General features: G+C 63.9%; 20 protein-coding genes. 12 read left to right on the plus strand and 8 right to left on the minus strand.

The annotated features are described in order from the left end of the window. Nucleotides 1-64 precede the first annotated feature (64 nt). Together LJ655_RS13475 and LJ655_RS13480 are read right to left on the minus strand one after the other, a co-directional pair. Nucleotides 65-1237 carry a porin gene (locus LJ655_RS13475; RefSeq protein WP_486644371.1) on the minus strand — a complete coding sequence of 391 codons (1173 nt, stop codon included), beginning with the start codon at nt 1235-1237 and terminating at the stop codon, nt 65-67. Nucleotides 1238-1460: 223 nt separating this feature from the next. Then, nucleotides 1461-2477 carry an ABC transporter substrate-binding protein gene (locus LJ655_RS13480; protein ID WP_230561736.1) on the minus strand — a complete coding sequence of 339 codons (1017 nt, stop codon included), beginning with the start codon at nt 2475-2477 and terminating at the stop codon, nt 1461-1463. 711 nt (nt 2478-3188) lie between these two features. Here LJ655_RS13480 and LJ655_RS13485 point away from each other — a divergent pair. Both LJ655_RS13485 and LJ655_RS13490 read left to right on the plus strand, forming a co-directional pair. Next, on the plus strand, nt 3189-4682 hold the full coding sequence (locus LJ655_RS13485) for a DHA2 family efflux MFS transporter permease subunit (protein WP_230561737.1): 1494 nt from the start codon (nt 3189-3191) through the stop codon (nt 4680-4682). Nucleotides 4683-4727: 45 nt separating this feature from the next. Beyond that, nucleotides 4728-5561, plus strand: coding sequence for an AraC family transcriptional regulator (locus LJ655_RS13490; protein ID WP_230561738.1), 834 nt, complete (start codon nt 4728-4730; stop codon nt 5559-5561). Between the two features lie 48 nt (nt 5562-5609). On the opposite strand, the gene LJ655_RS13495 is transcribed toward LJ655_RS13490, so the two are convergent. Continuing rightward, nucleotides 5610-6974, minus strand: coding sequence for an MFS transporter (locus LJ655_RS13495; protein WP_230561739.1), 1365 nt, complete (start codon nt 6972-6974; stop codon nt 5610-5612). Nucleotides 6975-7255: 281 nt separating this feature from the next. Here LJ655_RS13495 and LJ655_RS13500 point away from each other — a divergent pair, with 281 nt between their 5' ends. The 3 genes from LJ655_RS13500 (at nt 7256) to LJ655_RS13510 (ending at nt 10144) form a co-directional block, all read left to right on the plus strand. After that, entirely contained in the window at nt 7256-7639 is a 384-nt protein-coding gene (locus LJ655_RS13500) for a hypothetical protein (RefSeq protein WP_230561913.1), read from the plus strand. A gap of 294 nt (nt 7640-7933) precedes the next feature. Beyond that, nucleotides 7934-9508: an outer membrane protein assembly factor BamB family protein gene (locus LJ655_RS13505; RefSeq protein ID WP_230561740.1), complete on the plus strand. Its 1575-nt coding sequence runs from the start codon at nt 7934-7936 to the stop codon at nt 9506-9508. Nucleotides 9509-9646: 138 nt separating this feature from the next. Beyond that, nucleotides 9647-10144, plus strand: a complete 498-nt coding sequence (locus LJ655_RS13510) for a GNAT family N-acetyltransferase (protein ID WP_230561741.1) — start codon at nt 9647-9649, stop codon at nt 10142-10144. 132 nt (nt 10145-10276) lie between these two features. On the opposite strand, the gene LJ655_RS13515 is transcribed toward LJ655_RS13510, so the two are convergent. Both LJ655_RS13515 and pdxR read right to left on the minus strand, forming a co-directional pair. Then, nucleotides 10277-10609, minus strand: coding sequence for a hypothetical protein (locus tag LJ655_RS13515; RefSeq protein WP_230561914.1), 333 nt, complete (start codon nt 10607-10609; stop codon nt 10277-10279). Nucleotides 10610-10805: 196 nt separating this feature from the next. Next, nucleotides 10806-12305: a MocR-like pyridoxine biosynthesis transcription factor PdxR gene (gene pdxR / locus LJ655_RS13520; RefSeq protein WP_230561742.1), complete on the minus strand. Its 1500-nt coding sequence runs from the start codon at nt 12303-12305 to the stop codon at nt 10806-10808. A gap of 124 nt (nt 12306-12429) precedes the next feature. Here pdxR and LJ655_RS13525 point away from each other — a divergent pair, with 124 nt between their 5' ends. The 7 genes from LJ655_RS13525 to LJ655_RS13555 all read left to right on the plus strand — a co-directional run bounded on the left by LJ655_RS13525 (nt 12430) and on the right by LJ655_RS13555 (nt 21602). After that, nucleotides 12430-13164 carry a GNAT family N-acetyltransferase gene (locus LJ655_RS13525; protein ID WP_230561743.1) on the plus strand — a complete coding sequence of 245 codons (735 nt, stop codon included), beginning with the start codon at nt 12430-12432 and terminating at the stop codon, nt 13162-13164. A 292-nt stretch (nt 13165-13456) separates the two neighbouring features. Next, nucleotides 13457-14959 (plus strand): efflux transporter outer membrane subunit, encoded by a 1503-nt coding sequence (locus tag LJ655_RS13530; RefSeq protein ID WP_230561744.1) that lies wholly within the window; start codon nt 13457-13459, stop codon nt 14957-14959. A gap of 30 nt (nt 14960-14989) precedes the next feature. Continuing rightward, nucleotides 14990-16141, plus strand: a complete 1152-nt coding sequence (locus LJ655_RS13535; RefSeq protein ID WP_230561745.1) for an efflux RND transporter periplasmic adaptor subunit — start codon at nt 14990-14992, stop codon at nt 16139-16141. 16 nt (nt 16142-16157) lie between these two features. After that, nucleotides 16158-19226, plus strand: coding sequence for an efflux RND transporter permease subunit (locus LJ655_RS13540; protein ID WP_230561746.1), 3069 nt, complete (start codon nt 16158-16160; stop codon nt 19224-19226). Between the two features lie 59 nt (nt 19227-19285). Then, the gene (locus LJ655_RS13545; protein WP_230561747.1) at nt 19286-20254 is read left to right on the plus strand and encodes a quinone oxidoreductase family protein; all 969 of its coding nucleotides are present in this window, start codon (nt 19286-19288) and stop codon (nt 20252-20254) included. A 90-nt stretch (nt 20255-20344) separates the two neighbouring features. Further along, nucleotides 20345-20932, plus strand: coding sequence for a DUF4337 domain-containing protein (locus tag LJ655_RS13550; RefSeq protein WP_230561748.1), 588 nt, complete (start codon nt 20345-20347; stop codon nt 20930-20932). Between the two features lie 52 nt (nt 20933-20984). Then, complete coding sequence (locus LJ655_RS13555; protein WP_230561749.1) at nt 20985-21602, plus strand: LysE family translocator; 618 nt, start codon at nt 20985-20987, stop codon at nt 21600-21602. Nucleotides 21603-21627: 25 nt separating this feature from the next. On the opposite strand, the gene LJ655_RS13560 is transcribed toward LJ655_RS13555, so the two are convergent. From LJ655_RS13560 to LJ655_RS13570, 3 genes are all read right to left on the minus strand, one after another. Beyond that, a complete protein-coding gene (locus LJ655_RS13560) occupies nt 21628-22902 on the minus strand; it encodes an RNA polymerase sigma factor (RefSeq protein WP_230561750.1) in 1275 nt (424 codons plus the stop codon). A gap of 77 nt (nt 22903-22979) precedes the next feature. Beyond that, on the minus strand, nt 22980-23393 hold the full coding sequence (locus tag LJ655_RS13565) for a YciI family protein (RefSeq protein WP_230561751.1): 414 nt from the start codon (nt 23391-23393) through the stop codon (nt 22980-22982). Between the two features lie 180 nt (nt 23394-23573). Beyond that, nucleotides 23574-23927, minus strand: a complete 354-nt coding sequence (locus tag LJ655_RS13570; protein ID WP_230561752.1) for a YciI family protein — start codon at nt 23925-23927, stop codon at nt 23574-23576. Between the last annotated feature and the right edge of the window lie 191 nt (nt 23928-24118).

Below are 24118 nucleotides of genomic sequence, written 5' to 3' on the forward strand. Positions count from 1 at the left end.
AAGGTCCGCGGCCGCAAGCTGGAGAACACAATCGAAACGGATGCGCTGCGAGGCTGGTTCCCGATCAGAACCGGGTACGCACACCCGTGGTCAGTTCGAGCTGGTTCGTCGCGCCGAACGTGGTGCCGACCGTGTAGCCGCCATGCAACCTCATGTAGTCGCCGGCCAGATACACTTCGGTGCGCTTGGACAGGTGATAAAACGCGGACCAGTACAGCGTTTCCTTCCAACCGTTGTGCAAGCCCGAGGTCGGATCGAAGGCGCCGATGTTCGCGTTCGGAATATTGCCGTCGGCGTTGTACGCGGCGTTCTTCACGCGCATCTGCTGATAGCCGAGTTGGTAATCGAGCGGACCCTTCGGCGACAGCTTGAGCGACACGGTCCACGCATTATCCTGACGCTGACCCAGCGCGCCCTGATTCCCGAGGTAACGGAAGTAACCGGCGTTCGCGCGCAGAATGCCGAACGTGTAGTTGCCACCGACCGAGAACGACTGGTTCGTGTTGCCCTCGCGGTTCACGTGGCTATAGAAGCCGGACGCGCTGAACGGGCCGCCGTTATAGCCCAGTGCAACCTGATAGTTCGCGTTGGTGCCGAAGCTCGTCTGGTTGCCGAACGCGTAACCCGCACTCGCGAAGATGCCGTTGTCGAACAGCTTCTTCCACGCGAGGCCGTTTTCATAACGCGTGCCGGTTGCGCTGGCCGCGTAGAAAATCATCTGCTTGAAGTTGTTTGCGTTCGTCCAGCCGCCCTCTTCCGTCGTCAGGCGCGCGTTGCCATACGGGTCGCCGTAGATCGCCGCTGCATCGCGGGCAATGGTGTTCTGGAAGCCCGCCGTAAACTTGCCGAACGTCTCGTTTTCAACGCCGACCCATGCGTCGCGGTCGAAAAGCTGACCCGGGTCTTCCATTTGACCGTTGGCAACGACGAATTCGCTTTCCAGCCGGAAGATGATCTTCGTGCCGGCGCCGATGTCCTCCGCGCCCCTCATGCCCCAGCGGCTGCCGCTGAACCACGGTTCACCGCCGATACCCATGCCGATGACATGATTGCCGTTCGCGTCCGCGTGCGACTGGTAAGTCGGCACGCTCAGGTCCATCAGGCCGTAGAGCTGAACGCTCGATTGGGCATATGCGCCGCTTGCCCCGAATGCGGTGGCTGCGACCGCGAGCGCAAGGTATCTTGTTTTCAAGTCCGTCTCCTCAAGTTGCTGCGTTGAAATCTTGCCTATCCTGATCAGGGCCTTTGCTGCTGGCCGCTGCTGTGACAACCCGTCCGTCATCTCCAGTGGCGCAATCCTAGGGACCCCAATCCTTCACGTTCCTTTCCCGTATCTTTTGTACAACTCAGTGAATCCACTGATACGCGATGAGGCGCCGGCCTCGTTTGTGATTCCGTTCATCGATGGATTTGACCGGGACGCTCTGGAGTGGTAACCCGGCGCCTAACGCGCCAGTCACCTATTTCGAGCTGACAAACTCGTTCGTGTAGGTCTTTGTCAGCTCGACGTGCTTGCCCTTGACCGACGGGTTGAACGCCGACAGAACCTTGAGTACGGTTGCCGGACCGTCGGCGGGCATCTTTCCGTCTGCCGTGTACATCGGCAAAGAGGCCTTCAGCGCGCTCACGTAGAGCGGCTTGTCTTTCTGATAGTCGTCGGGCATCTTCGCCGCGATCTCCTCGGCGCTGTGCGTGTGGATGAATTGCATCGTGCGCACGAACGCATGGGCGAGCTTCGCGGCTTCCGTCTTGTGCGAATCAGCCCACGCCGCCTGCACGTACAGACTCGACGCGGGATAGGTGCCACCCAGCGCGGCTTTCGTGCCCTCCACCGAGCGCATGTCGACGAGCACCTTCGCGTCGCCGGCTTTCTGCAGCGCCGAGACGGTAGGCTCCGTTGTCATACCGGCGTCGATACGGCCTTGTTTGATTGCAGCAATGAAGCTGGCGTCAGCGCCGACCGGCAGCATCGTGTATTCGGTCGACTGGATGCCGTGCTGGCCGGCAAGGTACTGCGTCAGAAAGCTGGTTGACGAACCGAGACCCGTCACGCCCAGAGTCTTGCCCTTGACGTCGGCCATCGATTTGATCGTGTCGGCCGCTTTGGTCGAGACCATTTCGACTTCACCCGGCACCTGGCCGAACACGACAATCGCTTTGACATCCTTGCCCTTGGCTTGCAGATCGATCGTGTGATCGTAGAAACCTACGACAGCCTGGACGGCACCGGCCAGCAGTTCGTTCTCAGCGTCGACGCCGGCAGGTTGCGACAGCAACTCGACATCGAGTCCTTCGTCCTTGAAGTAGCCGAGCTGCTCGGTCAGGCGCGCGGGCAGATAGATCAGCTTGGTGATGCCGCCGACCATGATGGTGATCTTCTCAGTGCCCGCAGCCATCGCGTGCTGCTGGGCAGCAAGTCCGAACAGCAGGCAGCAAGCGCCGGTAATCTGACGAAACGCCTTCAATCTCTGTCGCATCGATAGTCTCCATTGTTGTCGGCAGCGAAGTGCTGCCTCTATGCATCGACGGACCGATTGTGGAAGCGCGAATCCTTCCTGCGGCTTTCAAGCCGAACCATTGCGAGCAAGGGATTTCCATGAGGGGACTCAGGAAAACCCCCATCAGAAGCTACCCCTGCTGAAAGCATCGAGAAGGCTTGACTTTCCTAGAATCACAGCATCGTCATGGCCGCGATGCCAACCATTCCGGCCAGGAGACTGTTGATGAAGATACTCAATGAGGTGCGTTACACGTACGTGTGCGCTGCTTGCGAATACCGTGGCACCGTATTGCGGCCGGATGCGTCACGTGCGCGAGCGCTGGCCGTTTGCGCCCGATGCGACGGGCAGGTGTGGTTGTACGATGCTGACCCAGCAGAGGAGGACAGGGCGAAGGTCTGAGCGTGCAGTGTCTTCGAGCGGTTCGAAATAGAATCCCGACGGTCGAACATACTGCATGCAGAAGACTATTTGCAACTACAACGATGGAGTTCTTTCTTCGCCACGAAGGTGATCCCAGCGGGCGTATCAGTGCGCACTCGAGCACGGTGGCAAATACGACGTAGCCAATGCCTATCGACGCGCCGAGCCGCCGCCCAGGATTTCGTAGTTGGGCGCGATACGTGGGGGTGCTAGACTCGAATGCCCATCGGCGGCAATCGTCAGAATCCACGTAAAAGGGGCGTCCGCATGGCTCATCCCGTCCACGAGAAACAGCGCTGGCTCGCGCTCATCGTGCTCTGCCTCGGCGTGCTGATGATCGTGCTCGACACGACCATCGTGAACGTCGCGCTGCCGTCCATCGCAGCCGATCTCGGCTTCAGCCAAACCTCGCTCGTCTGGGTCGTCAACGCATACATGCTGACGTTCGGCGGCTTCCTGCTCCTCGGTGGACGGCTTGGCGACCTGTACGGACACCGCAGGCTATTTCTCTTCGGCATAACGCTGTTCACGCTCGCCTCCCTCGCCTGCGGACTCGCGAATTCGCAAGTACTTCTGGTCGCCGCGCGCGCCGTGCAGGGCCTGGGCGGTGCGATCGTCTCGGCGGTGTCGCTGTCGCTGATCATGAATCTGTTCACTGAACCGGGCGAACGGGCCAAAGCGATGGGCGTATACGGCTTCGTCTGCGCGGGCGGCGGCAGCATCGGCGTGCTGCTCGGCGGACTGCTGACGAACCTGCTGAGCTGGCACTGGATCTTTCTGGTCAATCTGCCGATCGGCATTGCGGTGTACGCGCTGTGCCTCGCGCTGCTGCCCGCCGCGCGCGGCCACGCGCACGGCGAACGGCTCGACGTGGCCGGCGCGCTCAGCGTGACTGCGTCGCTGATGCTCGCGGTCTATGCGGTCGTCAACGGCAACGAGGCGGGCTGGACTTCGGCGCAAACGCTCGGTCTGCTGTTTGCCGCGCTCGCGCTTCTTGCCGCGTTCCTCACGATCGAGGCGCGAGTCGAGCATCCGTTGATGCCGCTCGGTTTGCTGCGTTCGCGTAATGTCGCGACCGCGAACGTGGTCGGCGTGTTGTGGGCGGCGGCAATGTTCGCGTGGTTCTTTATTTCGGCGCTGTATCTGCAGCGCGTGCTCGGCTATCCGCCGTTGCAGGTCGGGCTCGCGTTTCTGCCCGCGAACCTCATCATGGGACTCTTTTCGCTGGGCGTGTCGGCGCGTGTGGTGATGCGCTTCGGGCTGCGTCGACCGCTCGCGGCGGGCCTGCTGCTCGCGGCATGCGGGCTGGCGTTGTTCGCGCGCGCACCCGTTGACGGCAGCTTCGTGCCCGACGTGTTGCCCGGCATGATCCTGCTTGGCGTCGGCGCGGGCATCGCGTTCAATCCGCTGCTGCTCGCCGCGATGAGCGACGTCGATCCCGCCGATTCGGGTCTCGCGTCGGGCATCGTCAACACGTCGTTCATGATGGGCGGAGCGCTCGGGCTCGCAGTGCTCGCGAGCCTTGCCGAGGCGCGCAGCGAGGCGATGCAGGCGTCGTCGAGTGTGGCAGCCGCGCTGACCAGCGGGTATCACATCGCGTTTCTGTCTGGAGCGATTTTTGCGGCGGCGGCCGGCGTGCTGGGTGGCGTGTTGTTGAGGCCGGGGCAGGCCAGTGCTGCCGCAGGCGCGCATCGTAACGTGGCGGATTCGACTTCGCCCTCCGCCGCCGCTGCAAAACCGCAAGCGCGATCAAATGCGTGAGTTCGCCTCTGATTATGCTGGCCTCATGCTGACCTGAGAGCCGAGATGAATCCGGTTGGAAAAGCGCTCTGGTTTATCGAAAGCCATTTCGCCGGCGAACTGACGCTCGACGACATCGCCCGCTGCGCGTGCGTGTCCCGCTTTCATCTGGCGCGCGCGTTCGAAGCGGCAACCGGCCTTTCGGTCATGCGCTACGTGCGCGCGCGTCGCTTGAGCGTGGCCGCGCGGCGGCTCGCCGGCGGCGCACCCGATATTCTCGCGCTCGCCATCGATGCCGGTTACGGCTCTCACGAAGCATTCACGCGCGCGTTTCGCGAGCAGTTCGGGCTCACGCCCGACGCACTGCGCGCGCGGGGTCATCTCGACAACCTGAGCATCGTGGAGCCGATCAAAATGGACGAAACTCTTCTGACTCATCTGGAACCGCCGCGTTTCGAAGACGGCAAGCCGTTTCTCGTCGCCGGACTGAGCGAGCGCTATACGTGCGAGACCAGCAAGGCGATTCCGTCGCAATGGCAACGCTTCGGCGCCTGGTACGGCAAAGTGCCGGGACAGGTCGGCATGGTGGCCTATGGCGTCAGCTATAACGCCGATGAACTCGGTAACTTCGACTACATGTGCGGCGTCGAAGTCGGCGATTTTTCGGCATTGCCGTCCGAATTGAGTCGTGTCCGTATCGCAGCGCAACGGTATGCGGTGTTCAGTCATCGCGAGCACATTTCGGGCATTCGCCGCACGATGAATACGATCTGGAATCAGTGGCTGCCCGCATCGGGGCATGTGCCTGCCGATGCACCGCATTTCGAACGGTATGGCGAACAGTTCGATCCGGTGACGGGAATGGGTGGACTCGAAGTCTGGTTGCCGCTGAAGAGTTGATGGCTGATTCAGCGGATGGCCGCTGTGGCCGGCCATCCGCCTGATCGATCACGGAGTGGCGCGTCCCTTGTCATGCATCGCATGCGCGTCGTCGTATTCCCGCGAAATGTCCTTATTCGTGCGATCGCCCAATTGCAAAGCGGCGGCCACACTCATCACCGCGCACGCGAAGACATACCACGCCACCGCAAAGCCCGAGTGGAAGTAAGCGTACAGCGCAGTCGCAATCAACGGTGCCGGACCGCCGGCAATGACCGACGCCAACTGATAACCCATCGACGCACCGCTGTAACGCAGACGCCCCGTGAACGATTCCGCGATCAACGCGGCCTGAGGACCATACATCATTGCATGCGGCACCAGCGAAAGCACGATGGCCACAAAGATCCATACCGGGTTACGGGTGCCGAGCATGAAAAAGTACAAAAAACCGAATAGCCCGGCAGCAGCGGCGCCGATCACGTACATGCGTCGCCGTCCGATCAGATCAGACATGTGACCAAAGAACGGGATCGTAAATAATTCCAGTACCGCTGCGGCCAACACCGCCATGAGCAACAGGTCGCGCGAGACGCCCAGCCTGATCACGCCATAGGTGAATATAAAGGCCGTGAAGATATAAAACGGCGCCTGTTCCGCCATGCGCGCAAACGCCGAGAGAAGAATGTCTTTTGGCTGCCGGCGCAATACTTCGCGCATCGGCGCCTTTTCGATCCTGCGTTCAGCGAGGAGTTTCGCGAAGATCGGCGTCTCGAGAATACTCAAGCGAATATAAAGGCCAATCGCAACCAGCACGATACTGAGGAAAAACGGTACCCGCCAACCCCACGTGGCAAATGCGCTGCCGGAGATCTGGCTTGTGGCCAGCACCACCAGATTCGCGATGAACAATCCCGCCGGTACCCCGAACTGCGGCCAGGACGCGACGAAGCCGCGATGCTTGTTGGTGCGTGCCCATTCCATCGACATCAGCACCGAGCCGCCCCACTCGCCGCCAACGCCCACACCCTGAATGAAGCGCAGCACCGTGAGCACGATTGCACCCCAGATGCCGATTGTCGCGTAGGTCGGAACGAAGCCCACGGCAAACGTCGCGAGTCCCATCAGCAATAGCGTCGCGATCAACGTGGCTTTACGCCCGATGCGATCGCCATAGTGGCCGAAAATCGCCGCGCCAATCGGTCGCGCGATAAAGCCGACAGCGTAAATCAGAAAAGCCTGGAGGGTGCCGACGAGCGGGTCTGATTCCGGAAAAAACAGCTTCGCGAATACGAGACCTGTCACGATGCTATACAGGAAGAAGTCATACCACTCGATGGTGGTACCAATCGTGCTGGCAATGACAGCGCGGCGCAATTGGCGCCGAGCCTCCTCACCGGAGAGAGGCAGCGCCTCTGATTGCGTGGCAGCCATTTGATATCTCCCCAAAATGCAAATAGAAGGGTGACAATCATTTGGACACCTTGGTGTATTGCGTGGTTCCTTGAACCCCTATTCGTATAGACCAGGGCTTTAACCGGATTCACGTTTCGATATTGCATTTTTTACTGAACCGACAATCTGGCATTGCCCGTTTCAATGCAATTGATACCGATGCCGCGCGCTTGCTGATCTTCAATCGGCTTTTCTGGCGTGTCCGGGGAACTTGCGTAGACTTAGCTTCTTTCCTCTCCGCTTGCCGGGATTTTCCGCCGATGCCCTCTTCGATCAGCAATTCACTCCTCTGGATCTTCGACGCGTTCGAACGCGATCCGACTTATGTACGTAGGCGGATGTTTGGTTGTGACGCTGCGTATATCGATGGGCTGTTGTGCCTGATTGCCGCCGATCGCGATAAGCCGTGGAATGGACTGCTCGTCTGCACGTCGCAGGAACGCCATGCTGCGTTGATTGCCGATATGCCTGCATTGCGGCTTCATCCGGTGATTCGGAAATGGCTCTATGTGCCGCAAGAGGACCCCGCGTTTGAAGACACTGTCGAGCAGCTGACGGCGCTTGTGCTCGAGCGTGATCCGCGTGTGGGGGTGGAGCCCAAGCCGCGAAAGCCGCGTGGCAAGTCTGGGTTGCCGAAGAGTTAAGGCGGTTCGACGTTCTTGCAATCGCAACCATTTCGCGAACTCGCTTTTGCCAATCGAACAAATACATCGAAATGATGTTCGCAATGCGTCAAGCAGCACTGGCAAGCCGTGCTGATATGACTCGTTCTGTGCGATTGCGTACATTACGCCAATGCACCGAATAGACGCTCACTATATTCTCGAATCTCTCCGTCCCGCCGCTACAGATTATTTACGTGGTTGTCCGAACTACCAAAACTGACGCTTCGCAAAAGCGTGAACGCATAACCTACAAAAGAGTCCGGAGGAGATGACATGAGAACTAAAACGTTGTGTTCAACGTGTGCGCTGCTGCTTGGCTTGATAACGGGTAGCGTCGCATATGCAACTGATTGGCCGACTTCGGGTAACGGCTTGACGAACTCCCGAAATCAGGAAAACGAATCGACGATCAGTCCGAAGACTGCTGGTTCCCTTCACGAGCTGTGGGAAATCAGTACAGCCGGAAACGTGACCGCGACCCCTGCCCTCGATGACAACTATGCTTATTTCCCGGATTCCGCGGGATATCTTTACAAGGTCGACAGGAAAACCGGTCACACTATCTGGCAGAACCTCGTATCGTCCTATACCGGCATCCCCAACGACTACGCGCGCGCAACTCCCGCTATCTCTGGAAACGCACTGATACTCGGCAATCAGAGCGGCAAACTGTCGAACCCACAATCAGCCCATGTCTTTGCCGTTGACAAGAACACGGGCGCCCTACTTTGGAACACCCAGGTCGACAAAACGGTGTATTCAATGGTCACGCAGTCGGCCGTTATCGCGAACGGTACGGCTTTCGTCGGGATTGCATCGAACGAAGAATTGAATGCTGCCTATGTCCCCCCGCCTGTGTGGCAGTGGACTTTCCGCGGCAGCATCGTCGCGCTCGATGTCGCGACCGGCGCGATCAAGTGGCAGACCTTCACGATGCCGGAGGGTTATTACGGCGGTTCCGTCTGGGGTAGCACGGGCGCCGTGGACGTTCAGCGCAATACTGTGTTCATGGGCTCCGGGAACAACTGGGCCGTGCCGCAGACCGTGCTCGACTGCCTGAACAACGGTGGCACGCCGACAGCGTGCATCGATCCGAAGGATCACTTCGACTCGATCCTTGCGCTAGACATGACCACCGGCGCGATCAAATGGTCGGCACGTGGCCTGCCATACGACACATGGAATGTAGGCTGCGGTCTCAATGTCCCGGGCGTCTTTACCCTTCCGCCCAACGCCAACTGCCCCAATCCCAAGGGTCCGGATTGGGACTTTGCACAAGGACCGATGCTCTTCGGGGGTAAGGGCAACGCCGGCAGACTGGTCGGCGCGGGTCAGAAAAGCGGGATGTTCTGGGCATTCGATGAAGACACGGGCGTTGTGCGCTGGTCCACGCAAGTTGCCCCTGGTGGACTGACGGGCGGTCTCCAGTGGGGATCGGCCAATGATGGCCATTTCGTTTACGTTGCGGCATCGAACAGCGGGATGACCGGCGCGGGTACGACGCCAGGCGTTTGGCAATTGGCAAACGGCGGTGGCACCACGACGGCTGGCGGCTGGGCAGCGCTTAACGCAAACTCCGGCGAAGTAATCTGGACCACTCCGGATCAGTTAGGAAGCCGCGCCGAAGCAGCTGTGAGCGTTGCCAATGGCGTGGTCTTCGGATGCAATCTCGACTACTTGAATGGCACGATGTACGCCCTCGATGCTTCCAACGGAAAGGTACTGTGGTCACACAAGAGCGGCGGTGCGTGCAATGCCGGACCGGCCATCGCGGACGGCGTGGTGTTTTGGGGTTCCGGCCCGACCAGCGGACCCGGGCCGCTGAAATTCTTCGCGTTCGGTCTGTAGGAAACGTCAAAGGTCCCGTCCTTCTTAGGCGGGGCCTTGGGCTCTTTGCTAGGATATGAGTCTATTCCGGCGCCGGCGCGTTTGGCGCGTGCCGTCAGCCGGACGCGATTCACCCCCGAACACATCGAGCACTGAACCTTGACGATCCACATCCGCCCCGCCATCGCTTCCGACGCCCCCCTGATCCTGCGCTTCATCACCGAACTAGCGGTCTACGAGAAAGCCGAGCACGAAGTCGTCGCCGGCGTCAAAGACATCGAGAAAAGCCTGTTTTCCGCGGGTGCGCCCGCGAAAGCGCTGATCTGCGAAATGAACGGCGAGCCCGTCGGTTTTTGCGTGTACTTCTTTTCGTATTCGACGTGGCTCGGCAAGCAGGGGCTTTATCTGGAAGACCTGTACGTGTCGCCGGCATCGCGCGGCAGCGGCGCGGGCAAACGAATGCTGCGCCATCTCGCGCAGATCGCCTGCGAAACCGGCTGTGGCCGCTTCGAATGGAGCGTGCTCGACTGGAACGAACCGGCCATCGGCTTCTACAAGTCGATCGGCGCGAATCCGCAAAGCGAATGGGTGCGGTACCGTCTGGCGGGCGATGCGCTCAAGGCATTCGCTGAAGGCGAGACCGCACGGAACGCCTAAGCCCGTCTCTGCGCGGATCCCGCCGCCGGCGCCGCCGCGAACGCATCTCGCGTAGCGAAGCAAGTGCCGCCGGCGCCGTAGTGGCCTTTGCGCGGATCAGGAGCAAGGCGTCAAACGAATATCAGGGGATCTTCAATGAGGCGCTTTGCCGTTCGGTGTGACATCGAGCGGCTTGTGCTGTTCGTCGCCGAGTCCCGGGAAGAATGCATTCCAGGCGGCGCGCACGCCCTGCGCGGCGGTGGCCTCGGCGCTGATCGACTCGGCCGCGCCATCGGCGGCTTTCGTCGGATCGGCGGACAGTCCGCGCCAGTGCGTGAACACGAGCAACGGTTTTTCGGTCCACGCGCCGTCGCCATATTTCGCAAACGCTGTGTCCCCGCTCGTCAACTGCACCTCGTACCAGCCTTCGCGGACGGGTGTATGAATGGTCAGGTCAAACCACGGGGTCGGTTCGATTTCCTTCATGTCGTCTCCGGTCGGATAAATCGTCATCGATAACCACATTCCATGCATTGTTCGTGCCCATCGCCTGCCGCGCGAGCGCGCCGCCCGCCGGCCGGGCAACCGCGGCACATGCGGGCAAACCAGCACGTCGCTACGGTGAAGTCGCCGCGCATACGACACGATAGCGCGACATGGACTGGGCGGACAGACGTAAAACTTATATGCCCAAGGTGGCACACCCGTCGCCCGCCATCTCCCGCACCAACTCCGCTAGCGCCTTCACCGCAGGCCCCAAGCGCTCGGCGTCGGTGTTGCCATACCCGATCACGAGCCCATTCGTCTGCGCCGACGCCCCGAGCGCGAACCCCGACAGCGCGCGCGGACTGAGCCCCCGCGCGTGAGCGCGCGCCGCGAGCGCGCGATCGTCGAGCGAGGCGGGCAGCCGCAGCGTCAGATGCATGCCGCAATCTCCACCGAGAATCGTCGCCGCCGGGAAATGCTCGGCCAGCGCCTCGCGCAGCGCCTGCTGGCGCTCGCGGTACAGCCGCCGCATCCGCCCGAGATGCCGCCCGAATTCGCCGCTTTCGATGAAATGCGCCAGCGCCAGCTGCTCCAGCCGATGCCCGCCGCGCAGCATTTCCTGCAGCGCAACAGCGGCATGCGCGGCGATCGTGCGCGGCAGCACGACAAAGCCAACGCGCAAAGCCGGAAACATCGTCTTGCTGAACGAGCCGACGTACAGCACCGGTGCCTCGGCGACGAGGCCCTGCATGCTCGCGATCGGCTCGCCGGTGTGGCGCACCTCGCCGTCGTAATCGTCCTCGATGAGCCACGCGCCGCAGCGCCGCGCCTGCGCGATTAGCGCGAGCCGGCGCGCCACCGACAGCACCGCGCCCGTCGGATACTGATGCGCGGGCGATGTGTAGATCAGCTTCGGCGGATTCGCGGCCCACGCGCCGGCCGGCACGGCCATGCCTTCGTCGTCGACGGGAATCGGCTGCATGCGCAAGTCGCCCGCGTTGAACGCGGCCTTCGCGCCGCGATAGCCGGGGTCCTCGATCCACGCGATATCGCCGGGATCGGTCAGCAGACGAACGCACAGGTTCAGCGCTTCCTGCGCGCCCTCGGTGATGACGACTTGCGAGCCGTCGCAGCGCACGCCGCGCGCCATGCGGAGATGCGCGGCGATCGCGTCGCGCAACGCGGGCTCGCCGGCGGGCGGGCCGTAGCCGAGCGCGCGCGGTAGCGAGCGCTCCATGGCCCGTTCGAGTGCGCGGCGCCATGCGGCAAGCGGGAAGCGGTCGAGTGCAGGCGTGCCGGGGGTTAGCGCATACGCGTTGCCGGCGTGAGGGTGCGATGCCGCGAACTGGCCGACGCGCGCCGCGTACGCGACCTGCGGCGAGGCCGAGGCCGCCGCCGACTCGCCACGCGCGGCGGGACTCGACAGCCGGCTCACGCGCGTGCCCTGGCGATCGGCGATCACATAGCCGACCGCCGCGAGATGCTCGTAGGCGATCACCACCGTGTTGCGCGACACGCCCATTTCGGCCGCGAGCAGCCGCGACGACGGCAGCCGCGACCCGGCCGGCAAACGGCCCGCGAGAATCGCCTGCTGCAGACGCTCGATCAGCTGCTTTTGCAATGGCGCGGGCCGGGCGACGCCGCACGCGGCGATGGCCTCGTCCGCGTGGACGAGGGGTCCAATGATTTCAATCATGATGGCTGGACCTATCGGATAAGCGTGTCGTGGATCTTTTGAACATACCACGTTTGCCGTATCGTTCCCCATCGACCTGCATCCGTATCGTCCGCATCGCCCATTCATCGACAGGAGAACAGACATGGAACCCAGACGTAACGCCTACGGCCAGCCGATCGGGGCGCCCGTGCCCGGCTGGCACGGCGCGCAACTGCCGGGCCGTGAGCCGATGACCGGCCGCTATTGCCGGCTCGAAGCGGTCGACGTCGAGCGCCACGCGGCGGACCTCTTCGACGCGTACCGCTCGGCCCCCAACGACAGCGACTGGACCTATCTTGCGGTCGGCCCATTCGACAGCCTCGCGGCCTATCGTGAGCGTCTGACGCAGATGGCGGCATCGAACGACCCGCTGCACTACACGGTGATCGACCTCGCTACGGCCAAGCCGGTCGGCACGCTCTCGCTGATGCGGATCGATCCCGCCAACGGCGTGATCGAAGTCGGCAACGTGACTTATTCGCCACGGCTCAAGCGCACGCGCATCGCGACCGATGCGATGTTCGTGCTGCTCCGCGAAGTGTTCGACAAGCTCGGTTATCGACGCTTCGAATGGAAGTGCGATTCGCTGAACGAGCCATCACGCAAGGCCGCGCTGCGCTATGGATTCACATTCGAGGGGATCTTCCGCCAGGCGATCGTCTACCGCGAGCGCAATCGCGACACGGCGTGGCATTCGATCATCGACAGCGAATGGCCGGCGTTGCGCTCGTGTTATCAGCAGTGGCTCGACGCTGGTAACTTCGATGCGAAAGGGCAGCAGATCGCGCGGCTCGCGGATCTGATCGCGCAGCGGCGAGCGGCGGACGCGGCCCGGTAACACCAGGCGATCGAAGAACCGAAGGCGTCCGGCTTTGTCGGCATCGCGTTTCTGGTGTCGCTCGCGCTCCGTAAGCCGCTGATGTTCTACCTGGCGCGCTCGGCGGTGCCGGGTGAAGACCCTCCTACGTGATCTCGTATCCACCTTCGTCTGCCAGCGAGTTCCCGGCCAAGCGCGATTCACGTCGTGCATGGTAAATTCCAGCGTCGGCAAGACAACAACTCCAGGAACGTTCGGGCGACCTGAACATCTTTGTCCGGTCCACCCGCCACTGGCGATACAAGGTAGATCGATGAGCGACGTGAGTCAGCGTATTGTCTGGCAACGCCTCTACATTGCACTGTGGGGCTGCGTCGCGCTGACCGGCTGCATGGTCGGCCCCGACTACCACTCCCCGCCCGCGCCGGCCACCAACACCTTCACCGCCACGCCGCTGCCCGGGCAGACCGCCTCCGCACCCGGTCCCGCCGGCCTGCCGCAACGTTTCGCTCCGGCCCAGGACATCCCCGCCGCGTGGTGGACGCTCTTTCATTGCGAGCCACTCGACGCGCTGATCCGCGAGGCCATCGCCAACAGTCCCAACATGGCCTCGGCGCAGGCCGCGTTGCGACAAGCCCGCGAAAATTACAGCGCACAGGCGGGCGGCACCTTGCTGCCGAGCGTCGACGCGCAACTGAGCGCCGCGCGCGAGAAAGTGAACGGCATCGCGTTCGGCCAGCCCGGCTTCGTGGAGGAATTCAATCTCTACAACGCGTCGGTCAACGTCTCGTACAAGCTCGACGTGTTCGGCGGCGCGCGGCGCGAACTCGAAGCGCTACACGCGCAGATCGACTATCAGCGCTTCCAGTTGCAGGCCGCCTGGCTCGCCATATCGGCCAACATCGTGACCGCGGCCGTCAAGGAGGCGTCAGTGCGCGCGCAGATCGACGCGACCGAGCGCATCGCCACCGAGGAAGAACAGGAGTTGAGCGTGCTCAATCAGCAGTTCGGACTCGGCGGCGTCAGCCGCGCGGCCGTCCTCGCGCAGGAAACGCTGCTCGCCCAGACCCGCGCGACGCTGCCGCCGCTGCACCAGCAGCTCGATCAGGCCCGCCATCAGCTTGCGGTGCTTGCCGGCAAGCTGCCGAGCGACACCACGGTCCCCGACTTCTCGCTCGACATGTTCTCGCTGCCCGACACGCTGCCCGTGAGCCTGCCGTCGTCGCTGGTGCGCCAGCGCCCCGATATCCTCGCCGCCGACGCCACGCTGCATCAGGCGAGCGCGCAGGTCGGCGTCGCGACCGCGGCGATGTATCCGCAGATCACGCTGTCCGCAAGCTACGGCGCCGAGGCGTTGACGCCCGCCGAGGTGCTCAGGGCCGGCAGCACGATCTGGAGCATCGGCGCGGGCTTGCTGCAACCGGTCTTTCACGGCGGCCAGCTGAACGCGCAGAGGCGTTCGGCCGAGGCCGCCTACGAGCAGGCCGGCGCGCAATACCGCGAGACCGTGCTGCTCGCGTTCCAGAACGTCGCGGACACGCTGCGCGCGCTCGAACACGACGCGACCGGCCTCCGGGCGCAGACCGACGCGTCGCGCGCCGCGAGCGATTCGCTCGAACTGACGCGCGGGCAGTATCGCGTCGGCGGCGTGAGTTACCTCGCGCTGCTCGATGCCCAACGCCAATATCAGCAAACAGTGGTGAGCCTCGCGCAGGCGCAGGCAGCGCGCTACGCCGACACGGCGGCGCTGTTCCAGGCGCTCGGCGGCGGCTGGTGGAATGCCGCCGTGCCCGAGTCCGCGGCTGCGCCGCATTGACCGCGCCCCACGCCGAGCAAGGACGTCACGATGACCGAAAGAAAACCGATGACGAAGCGCATGGTGATCATGCTGATCAGCGTCGGCCTGCTGCTCGCCTTGCTGGTCGGCTTCAACCTGTTCCGCGCGCACATGTTCGCGAAGTTCATGGCGGCCAACACCGCGCCGCCCGCGACGGTCTCGGCGATGATGGTCCACTATCAGTCGTGGCAGCCGCAGCTCGCGGCGGTCGGTAGCCTGCGCGCGGTGCGCGGCGTCGACGTGACGACCGAAGTCGCGGGCCTCGTGCGCGAAGTCGCGTTCGTGTCGGGGCAGGAAGCGAAGGCCGGGCAGATCCTCGTGCGGCTCAATGCCGACAGCGACGTCGCGCTCCTGCAATCGCTGCAAGCCGCGGCCCAACTCGCGCAGACGGTCTACGAGCGCGACCGCGCGCAGTACGACATCAAGGCGATCGCGAAGGCGCAGCTCGACGCGGACGCCGCCGACCTCAAGGGCAAGAAGGCACAGGTCGCGCAACAGCAGGCGCTCGTCGACAAGAAGACCATTCGCGCGCCGTTCGCGGGGCGCCTCGGCATCACGACGATCAACCCGGGGCAATACCTGAATCCGGGCGATGCGATCGTCACGCTGCAAGCGATCGATCCGATCTACGCCGACTTCTCGGTGCCGCAACAGCAGCTCGGCCAGCTCGCGATCGGCGCGACCGTCAGCGTCGATACCAACGCGTATAGCGGGCAAAGCTTCACCGGCAAGATCCAGTCGGTGAGCCCGAAAGTCGACAGCGCGACGCGCAACGTGCAGATCGAAGCGAGCGTCGACAATCGCGAGCGCAAGCTGCTGCCCGGCATGTACGCGAACGTGAAGATCGACTCGGGCGCCGCGGCACGCTATCTGACGCTGCCGCAAACGGCGATCACCTACAACCCGTACGGCGCGACCGTGTTCATCGTAAAGCCCGGCACGCAGCCTAACGCGCAGGGCAAGACGCTGCCCGTCGCGCAGCAGGTGTTCGTGACGCCGGGACCGACGCGCGGCGACCAGGTGGCGATTCTCAAGGGCGTCGGCGAAGGAACGCAGGTCGTGACGAGCGGCCAGATCAAGCTGAAGAACGGCACGCCGCTCATCATCGACAACCGCGTCCAGCCGTCGGACAGCCCGAATCCTGCGCCACAGGAACAGTAAGCGAGGCCGCCCGCTCATGTTCACGGACATCTTCATCCGCCGGCCGGTACTCGCTTCGGTCGTGAGCCTGCTGATTCTCGTGCTCGGGCTGCGCGCGCTCGCGGTGCTGAAGGTCAGCCAGTATCCGCAAACCGAGAACGCGGTCGTCACGATCAAGACGGACTACTATGGCGCGAACTCTGACACCATCGCCGGCTTCATCACGCAGCCGCTCGAAGCGGCAATCGCGCAGGCGCAGGGCATCGATTACATGTCGTCGACGAGCACCACGGGCGTGTCGACGATCGTCGCGACGCTGCGCCTGAACTACGACGCGAACCGCGCACTGACCGAAATCAACACGCAGATCGGCTCGGTGCGCAACCAGTTGCCGCCGCAGGCGCAGCAGCCGGTGCTCACGGTGCAGACCGGGCAGACCACCGACGCGATGTACATGGGCTTCTACAGCAGCGTACTGCCGAGCAACAACGTCACCGATTACCTGCTGCGCGTGGTCAAGCCGAAGCTCGATTCGATCCAGGGCGTGCAGACCGCCGAAGTGCTCGGCGGCCGCCAGTTCGCCATGCGCGCGTGGCTCGATTCGGCGCGGCTCGCCGCGCATGGCGTGAGCGCGAGCGACGTGTTCACCGCGCTCGGCAACAACAACTATCTCGCGACGCTCGGCACGACGAAAGGGCAAATGGTCAGCGTCGACCTGGAAGCGGGCACCGACCTGCATACCGTCGATGACTTCAAGCAGCTCGTCGTCAAGCAGAAGAACGGCTCGATCGTGCGTCTCGAGGACGTCGCGAACGTCGTGCTCGGTGCCGACAGCTACGACTTCAACGTCGCGTTCAGCGGCAAGCGGTCGGTGTTCATCGGCATCAAGGTCGCGCCGGACGCGAACATCCTCGACGTGGCGAAGCGCGTGAAGGCCGTGTTTCCGGATCTGCAAAAGCAGTTTCCGACCGGCATGACGGGGGACATCGTTTATGACGCGACCGACTTCGTCAACACCGCGATCACGGAAGTGATCAAGACGCTCGTCGAAGCACTCGTGATCGTCACCATCGTGATCTTCCTGTTTCTCGGCACCTTCCGCGCGGTGATCGTGCCGTTGATCGCGATGCCGCTGTCGCTGATCGGCACGTTCTTCGTGATGCAGGTGCTCGGCTATTCGATCAATCTGCTCACGCTGCTCGCGCTCGTGCTCGCGATCGGGCTTGTCGTGGACGACGCGATCATCGTCGTCGAGAACGTCGACCGTCATATGAAGCACGAAGGCAGGACGCCGTTCGACGCCGCTTTGATCGCCGCGCGCGAACTCGGCGGCCCGATCGTCGCGATGACCGTCGTGCTGATCGCCGTGTACGCGCCGATCGGCTTCCAGGGCGGACTGACCGGCGCGCTCTTCACCGAGTTCGCGTTCACGCTTGCGGGGGCGGTGACGGTGTCGGGCGTGATCGCACTCACGCTGTCGCCGATGATGTGCTCGCGCTTCTTTCGCGCCGAGCAGGAGTCGGGGCGCTTCACGCGTTTCGTCGATCGCCAGTTCGAGCGCGTGCATCGCGGCTACGGCCGCCTGTTGCACGCGACGCTCGACACCTGGCCCGTGTTCGTGATCATGGGCGCGCTGCTGCTGTGCGGCACGGTGTATCTGTTCATGACCTCGAACTCGGAGCTCGCGCCGCAGGAGGACCAGGGCGTCGTGCTCTCGCAGATCATCGGGCCGCCGAACGCGACGATCCAGCAGATGCAGACCTACGCGGACCAGGTGTTCGACGCGTCGAAGACGCTGCCCGAATACGCGCAGATGTTCCAGCTCACGGGCTCGCCGACCATCAACCAGGGCATCGGCGGCGTGCTGTTCAAGACCTGGGATCAGCGCGGCAAGAACGCGACCGTGCTGCAGCAGGAGTTGCAGCAGAAGTGGAATGAGATCGCGGGCGCGCGCGTCGCGGCGTTCCAGTTTCCGTCCCTGCCCGGCTCGCAGGGCTTGCCCGTGCAGTTCGTGATCAGCACGACCGAGCCGTTTGAAAATCTCAACGAGGTGTCGCAAGCGGTGCTGGAAAAAGCGCGCGAGAGCGGCATGTTCTTTTTCGTCGATAGCGACCTGAAGATCGACAAGCCGGAAGCGGTGCTCGTCGTGGACCGCGACAAGGTGGCCTCGCTCGGGCTGTCCGAGAGCGACGTCGGACAGGCGCTCGGTTCGGCGCTGGGCGGCGGCTACGTCAACTACTTTTCGATTGCCGGGCGATCGTACAAGGTGATTCCGCAGGTGCTGCAGACCGACCGGCTCAATCCGTCGCAGGTGCTCGACTACTATCTGCGCACGCCGGACGGCAGCGTGATTCAGGCGTCGACGGTCGCGCACTTGCAGCGCAGTGTCGTGCCCGAATCGATCAATCACTTCCAGCAGTTGAACTCGGCGACGATCTCCGGGGTGATCGTGCCAGGCGTGTCGCAAGGCCAGGTGCTCGATTTTCTGCGCCAGGCGACCGCTCAGGTCGCGCCGGCCGGCTATTCGGCCGATTACTCGGGAGAGTCGCGCCAGTTCGTGCAGGAGTCGGGCGGCTTCGTCATCACGCTGATGCTCGCGACGATCATCGTGTTCCTCGCGCTCGCCGCGCAATTCGAGAGTTTCCGCGATCCGATCGTGATCCTGATCTCGGTGCCGATGGCGCTGTTCGGCGCGCTGATCTTCATCAACATCGGCCTGACGACGCTGAACATCTACACGCAGGTCGGCCTCGTTACGCTGATGGGGCTCGTCAGCAAGCATGGCATCCTGATCGTGCAGTTCGCCAACGAATTGCAGCGCGCGGGCCGCAACAAGCGCGAAGCGGTCGAGGAAGCCGCGGGCGTGCGGCTGCGCCCGATTCTGATGACGACCGCGGCGATGGTGCTCGGCGTGGTGCCGCTCGTCATCGCGTCGGGCGCGGGCGCCGCGGGCCGCAACGCGATGGGGCTCGTGATCTTCACGGGGATGTCGATCGGCACACTGTTCACGTTGTTCGTCGTGCCGGCGATGTATATGTTTCTGGCCGCCGATCATCAGCGGCATGCCCAGGCGCCGAAGGCGGATGAGGCGGGACAGGCAGTTTAGGCCCTGGTTGTATGCGTTCGCCGCGTAGCGCGGCGTAAAACCTATCGGAGCGAAGCACGATGAAAGCGATCCAGTTCAAATCCTTCGGCAGCCCCGAAGTACTCGAATACGTCGATCTGCCGATGCCGCAGGCCGACGCGGGCCATGCGGTCGTGCGGGTTTTGGCGGCCTCGGTCAATCCGAGCGACGTGAAGAACGTCGCCGGCCATTTCGAACACACGGTGCTGCCGCGCACGCCAGGGCGCGATTTCAGCGGCGTGGTGGTGGACGGGCCGGCCGCGTGGCTCAACGCCGACGTGTGGGGCACCGGCGGTGACATCGGTTTCACGCGCGACGGCACGCACGCCGAATATATTCAGATTCCGGTCGCGGCGCTGTCGCGCAAGCCGGCTGCGTTGAGCCATGCCGAGGCGGCGGCGATCGGCGTGAACTTCGTGGTCGCGTGGCTCGGCACGGTCGAATACGCGCAGTTGCAGGCCACCGAGACCATTGCCGTGCTTGGCGCGGGCGGCGGTGTCGGCGGCGCGGTCGTGCAGATCGCGAAAGCGCGCGGAGCGCGCGTGATCGCGGTCGACCGTCGGCCGCTCGATCCCGCCACGCCCGCGGGGCGCCTGATCGACGCCTACGTGCCGTTCGACGAACATGCGGCCGAACGAGTGCGCGAGCTGACCGGTGGCGCGGGCGCGCAAGTCGTCTACGACGCGGTCGGCGGCGTGGCGTTCGAGACCGCGCTGAGCCTTGCGAAGCGGCGCGGCCGCGTGCTCGAAATCAGCGGGACCGGCAAGCGCCGCGTCGAGTTCGATCTGATCGATTTCTATCACAACGAGACACAATTGCTCGGCGTCGATAGCGCGAAGCTCGGCGTCGCGGAATCGGCACCGCTGATGACCGCGCTCGTCGAAGGTTTCGACAACGGCAAGCTGAGCGGCCCGGCGATCGCACAGGAGTTTGCGCTCGCCCGCGCACGCGAAGCCTACGAGGCAGTCGCCGCCGGCACGCGCGGACGCGTCGTGATCCGCATGCAATGACGTTCGTCACGCGCGACACGCTAAGATTGAGGCCGCCGGGCGCTCGTACCGCCCCGTGATAACGACGAAAGCACTGCCTCGGAGAATCAGATGTCTGAAGAATATGAAGTGCATGGTCCGCACGACCATGCGGTCGAACACGCTGGCCACGCCGCGCATCACGACGCCGATCCGTTCGCGAGCCGCATGGCCGTGATGACCGCGATCCTCGCGACGATCGGCGCGTTATGCGCGTATCAGAGCGGCAATGCTGAGAACCTCGCGCTGTTCTACAAGAACGAAGCCGCCATCAAGAAGACCGAAGCATCGAACCAGTGGAGCTACTATCAGGCGAAGGGCGAGAAGGAGAACCTCGCCGAACTCGGCGCGGCGCTGTCGGCGCCCAATAGCGACGCGCACGCTAAATTCGCCGCCGACGTAGAGAAATACAAGCAGCAGAAGGAGCCGATCCGCGCGCACGCCGAGGCGATCGAAAAGCAGGTCGTTGCCGCCGACACGCGCAGTGAAACGCTGCTGCATGGCCATCATCGCTGGGCCCAGGCGACGCTGCTGATCCAGGTCGCGATTGCGCTGTGCGCGATCACGCTGCTCACGCGCAAGAACTGGCTGCGCAATCTCTCGTATGGCGTCGCGGCAGCGGGCGTCCTCACCGCGGGCGCCGCGTTTTTCGGGCTATGAGCGCGGTGTTTGCGCTGGATTTCACCCCAAGCTTTGCAACAGGGAGCGTGTCGTGATCGATGGGTCCGCCGTGGTCGGCGTGTTTTCGGTGTATATCGCGGGCGTCGTGAGTCCAGGCCCGAACTTCGTCGCGGTCGCGCACAAGGCCGCTTCGGCGACGCGTATCGAAGCGCTCGCGATGGTCGCCGGCATCGTGCTCGTCAATCTGTTCTGGGCAAGCTGCGCGATTCTCGGCGTCGGCATCGTGTTCGCCGCGTTTCCGTGGCTCGCACTCGTGGTCAGGATCGCGGGCGCGTGTTATCTGCTGTGGTTCGGCGGCCGGCTGATCTTCAACGCCTCGCCGGCACGGCAGGCGGTGCTCCTCAAGGCGCCGGCGGGCGGCTTTCGACAGGCGTTCGCGCAGGGCTTTGCGACCAACATCGCGAATCCGAAGTCCATGGCGTTCTTCGCCGCGGTGTTTTCTTCGGCGGCGCCAGCGCATGTGAGCACCGGCACGTTCGCTGCGATGCTCGGCATGGTGTTCGTCGTCGCGAGCAGTTGGTATGGATTCGTCGCGCTGGCGTTGTCGCACGAGCGAATCGCGTCGGCGTACCGGCGCGGCAAGATGTGGGTCGATCGCGTGTGTGGCGGCTTGATCGTCGCGTTGGGGGTGCGGCAGCTGATTCGTTGAGGCAGCGCTCGCAGATGCTCGAGCTTCAGTGCTCGAGCCCGCGCGCACGCTCGCGCAGCAACTCGCGCTCGCGCGTGTTGCGCGTCATCGCGGCGGCGCGCTCGAACTCCGCGCGCGCTTCATCGACGCGTCCGAGCTTGACCAGCAGGTCGCCACGCACGCTCGGCAGCCAGTGATAATTCCTGAGCGCCGGATCGGCGGCGAGCGCCTCGACGATCTCGAGTCCTGCCGCCGCTCCGAACGCCATTCCTACCGCGACCGCGCGATTCAACTCGACCACCGGCGATGGCGCGACCTGCGCCAACGCATCGTAAAGCGCGACGATCTGCGCCCAGTCGGTGTCCTCGGCGCGGCGCGCCCGCGCATGACACGCGGCGAGCGCCGCCTGCAACGCGTACGGCCCGCTCGCGCCGCCGAGCGCATGGGCGCTGTCCAACGCAGCGAGGCCGCGGCGAATCAGCAGCGGGTCCCAGCGGCTGCGATCCTGATCGAGCAGCAGCACCGGACGGCCCTGCGTATCAGTGCGCGCGTGCGTGCGCGACGCCTGGATCTCCATCAGCGCGACAAGACCGTGGACCTCGCTTTCGTCGGGCACGAGGCCGCTCAACACGCGGCCGAGCCGCAGCGCCTCTTCGCATAGCGCCGGGCGCATCCAGTCGTCGCCGGCCGTCGCCGAATAACCTTCGTTGAAGATCAGGTAGATCACCTGCAGCACCGACGCGAGCCGTGCCGCGCGCGCGTCCGCCCGAGGCACCTCGAACGGCACGCGCGCCGCCGACAACGTGCGCTTCGCGCGCACGATCCGTTGCGCGATGGTCGGCTCCGGCACGAAAAACGCGCGGGCGATTTCGTCCGTGGTAAGGCCGCCGAGCAGGCGCAACGTCAGCGCGACACGCGCATCGGTCGACAGCACCGGATGACAAGCGGTGAAGATGAGCCGCAGCAGATCGTCGCCGATGTCGTCAGCGCGCGCGGCATCGAGCGCATCGACGAAATCGGGCACCACGTGCGCCTCGATCGCGTCGAGATCGTGGCCGAGCTGCTCGCGCTTGCGCGCATGCAGCGCTTCCTGGCGCAGGCGATCGAGCGCGCGGTTTTTCGCGGTCGTCATCAGCCAGGCTCCGGGGTTGTCGGGCACACCCGCATCCGGCCAATGTTCGAGTGCGGCCACCAGCGCGTCCTGCGCGAGTTCCTCGGCGAGCCCCACGTCGCGCACCATCCGCGCGACGTGGGCGATGACCTTCGCGGATTCGATCCGCCAGACAGCGTCGATCGCACGATGGGTGGCCTCTAACGTCACGGCGTTAGCCTTCCCCCGCCGCCGACCGCTGCGCGTTCGGGTCCATTTGCGCGATCTCCTGGAAGTGGACCATGCGATCAGGGGCGATCGGCTTCCAGCTTACGGAAGCGCTCGACTTCCGGCCCCGGCTCGAAGTCGTCGAGTTCGAACAGTTGCCGTACTTCGATTTCGCCGTCGGCATGCTCACCGAAGGGCGCCGGAAAACGCCGCGCCCATTCCATCGCCTCATCGCGCGAGCGCACCTGGATCAGCGTGTAGCCGGCGATCAGTTCCTTGGTTTCCGCAAACGGACCGTCGACGACGATCCGTTTGCCGCCGCTGTAGCGCACGCGCCAGCCTTTCGAGCTTGGCTGCAGGCCGGTCGCGTCGAGCAGCACGCCGGCCTTCGCGAGTTCTTCGTGGTACGCCCCCATCGCGGCGATCAGCGACGGCTCGGGCATTTCGCCGGCTTCGCTCGCGGCCGTGGCCTTGACGATGATCATGAATCGCATGTCGTTGCTCCTTGTTGTCGGCGGTTCGTTGCTAGTGGTTTCGTGTGAATCGCCTGGCGCGACCACACAGCCTTGCTCACTACCCACACGACGCGCGACGCGCTACCGGATCGACATGTGCGGCCGCCCCGACGCCCCAGGGAAAACACCGAAGCGGATGCGTTGGAGAGTCGCCCGTGGCTAGATGTAGCAAGGCCCGAGCTTGCGCACCTCGACCGTGCACCACGCCGCTGCCGGGCAGGCCTGCGCGATCGCCACGGCCTCTTCGCGGCTGTCACAGTTCAGCAGAAAGAAACCGCCGATCATCTCCTTGGCCTCGGTGAACGGCCCGTCGACGAGCTTCGGCTCGCCACGGCGAACCTGCACGCGCACCGCGTCGTTGTGCGAAGTCAGCGACTCGACAGCGAGCAGCTTGCCGCGCGCCTTCAGGTTCTCGGCGAAACGCACCATCTGGTCGTAGAGGTCGCGGCCCGCGGCTTCGCCGCGCTCCTCGCGTTGGTCCGTGGGTTCGACGATGAGCAGCATGTAGGACATGGGGACTCCGATATAGCCCGGCTGTATGCGCGGGTCGGCATGATCGCGACGACGGCGACGCCTGGCTTCGGCGGCAGGCAGGCAGGAGGCAGGCGAGCGGGCGACAGGTGCCGCCAGTCTAGCAAGCGGCAATCGCAGCGGCAAACGCGCGTCCCCGCGTAGATGCAGCGGCTGTGCGCGCCTTTTCCGGG

Source organism: Paraburkholderia translucens (genome assembly GCF_020881035.1).
In the GTDB taxonomy this organism is placed as follows: domain Bacteria; phylum Pseudomonadota; class Gammaproteobacteria; order Burkholderiales; family Burkholderiaceae; genus Paraburkholderia; species Paraburkholderia translucens.

Coding starts and splice junctions, on each gene's coding strand:
- LJ655_RS13500 (WP_230561913.1), top strand. CDS start 7,256: ATGCCCTCTTCGATCAGCAATTCACTCCTCTGGATCTTCGACGCGTTC.
- pdxR (WP_230561742.1), bottom strand. CDS start 12,305: ATGATTGAAATCATTGGACCCCTCGTCCACGCGGACGAGGCCATCGCC.
- LJ655_RS13535 (WP_230561745.1), top strand. CDS start 14,990: ATGACCGAAAGAAAACCGATGACGAAGCGCATGGTGATCATGCTGATC.
- LJ655_RS13530 (WP_230561744.1), top strand. CDS start 13,457: ATGAGCGACGTGAGTCAGCGTATTGTCTGGCAACGCCTCTACATTGCA.
- LJ655_RS13540 (WP_230561746.1), top strand. CDS start 16,158: ATGTTCACGGACATCTTCATCCGCCGGCCGGTACTCGCTTCGGTCGTG.
- LJ655_RS13505 (WP_230561740.1), top strand. CDS start 7,934: ATGAGAACTAAAACGTTGTGTTCAACGTGTGCGCTGCTGCTTGGCTTG.
- LJ655_RS13550 (WP_230561748.1), top strand. CDS start 20,345: ATGTCTGAAGAATATGAAGTGCATGGTCCGCACGACCATGCGGTCGAA.
- LJ655_RS13480 (WP_230561736.1), bottom strand. CDS start 2,477: ATGCGACAGAGATTGAAGGCGTTTCGTCAGATTACCGGCGCTTGCTGC.
- LJ655_RS13565 (WP_230561751.1), bottom strand. CDS start 23,393: ATGCGATTCATGATCATCGTCAAGGCCACGGCCGCGAGCGAAGCCGGC.
- LJ655_RS13490 (WP_230561738.1), top strand. CDS start 4,728: ATGAATCCGGTTGGAAAAGCGCTCTGGTTTATCGAAAGCCATTTCGCC.
- LJ655_RS13525 (WP_230561743.1), top strand. CDS start 12,430: ATGGAACCCAGACGTAACGCCTACGGCCAGCCGATCGGGGCGCCCGTG.
- LJ655_RS13485 (WP_230561737.1), top strand. CDS start 3,189: ATGGCTCATCCCGTCCACGAGAAACAGCGCTGGCTCGCGCTCATCGTG.
- LJ655_RS13515 (WP_230561914.1), bottom strand. CDS start 10,609: ATGAAGGAAATCGAACCGACCCCGTGGTTTGACCTGACCATTCATACA.
- LJ655_RS13545 (WP_230561747.1), top strand. CDS start 19,286: ATGAAAGCGATCCAGTTCAAATCCTTCGGCAGCCCCGAAGTACTCGAA.
- LJ655_RS13495 (WP_230561739.1), bottom strand. CDS start 6,974: ATGGCTGCCACGCAATCAGAGGCGCTGCCTCTCTCCGGTGAGGAGGCT.
- LJ655_RS13570 (WP_230561752.1), bottom strand. CDS start 23,927: ATGTCCTACATGCTGCTCATCGTCGAACCCACGGACCAACGCGAGGAG.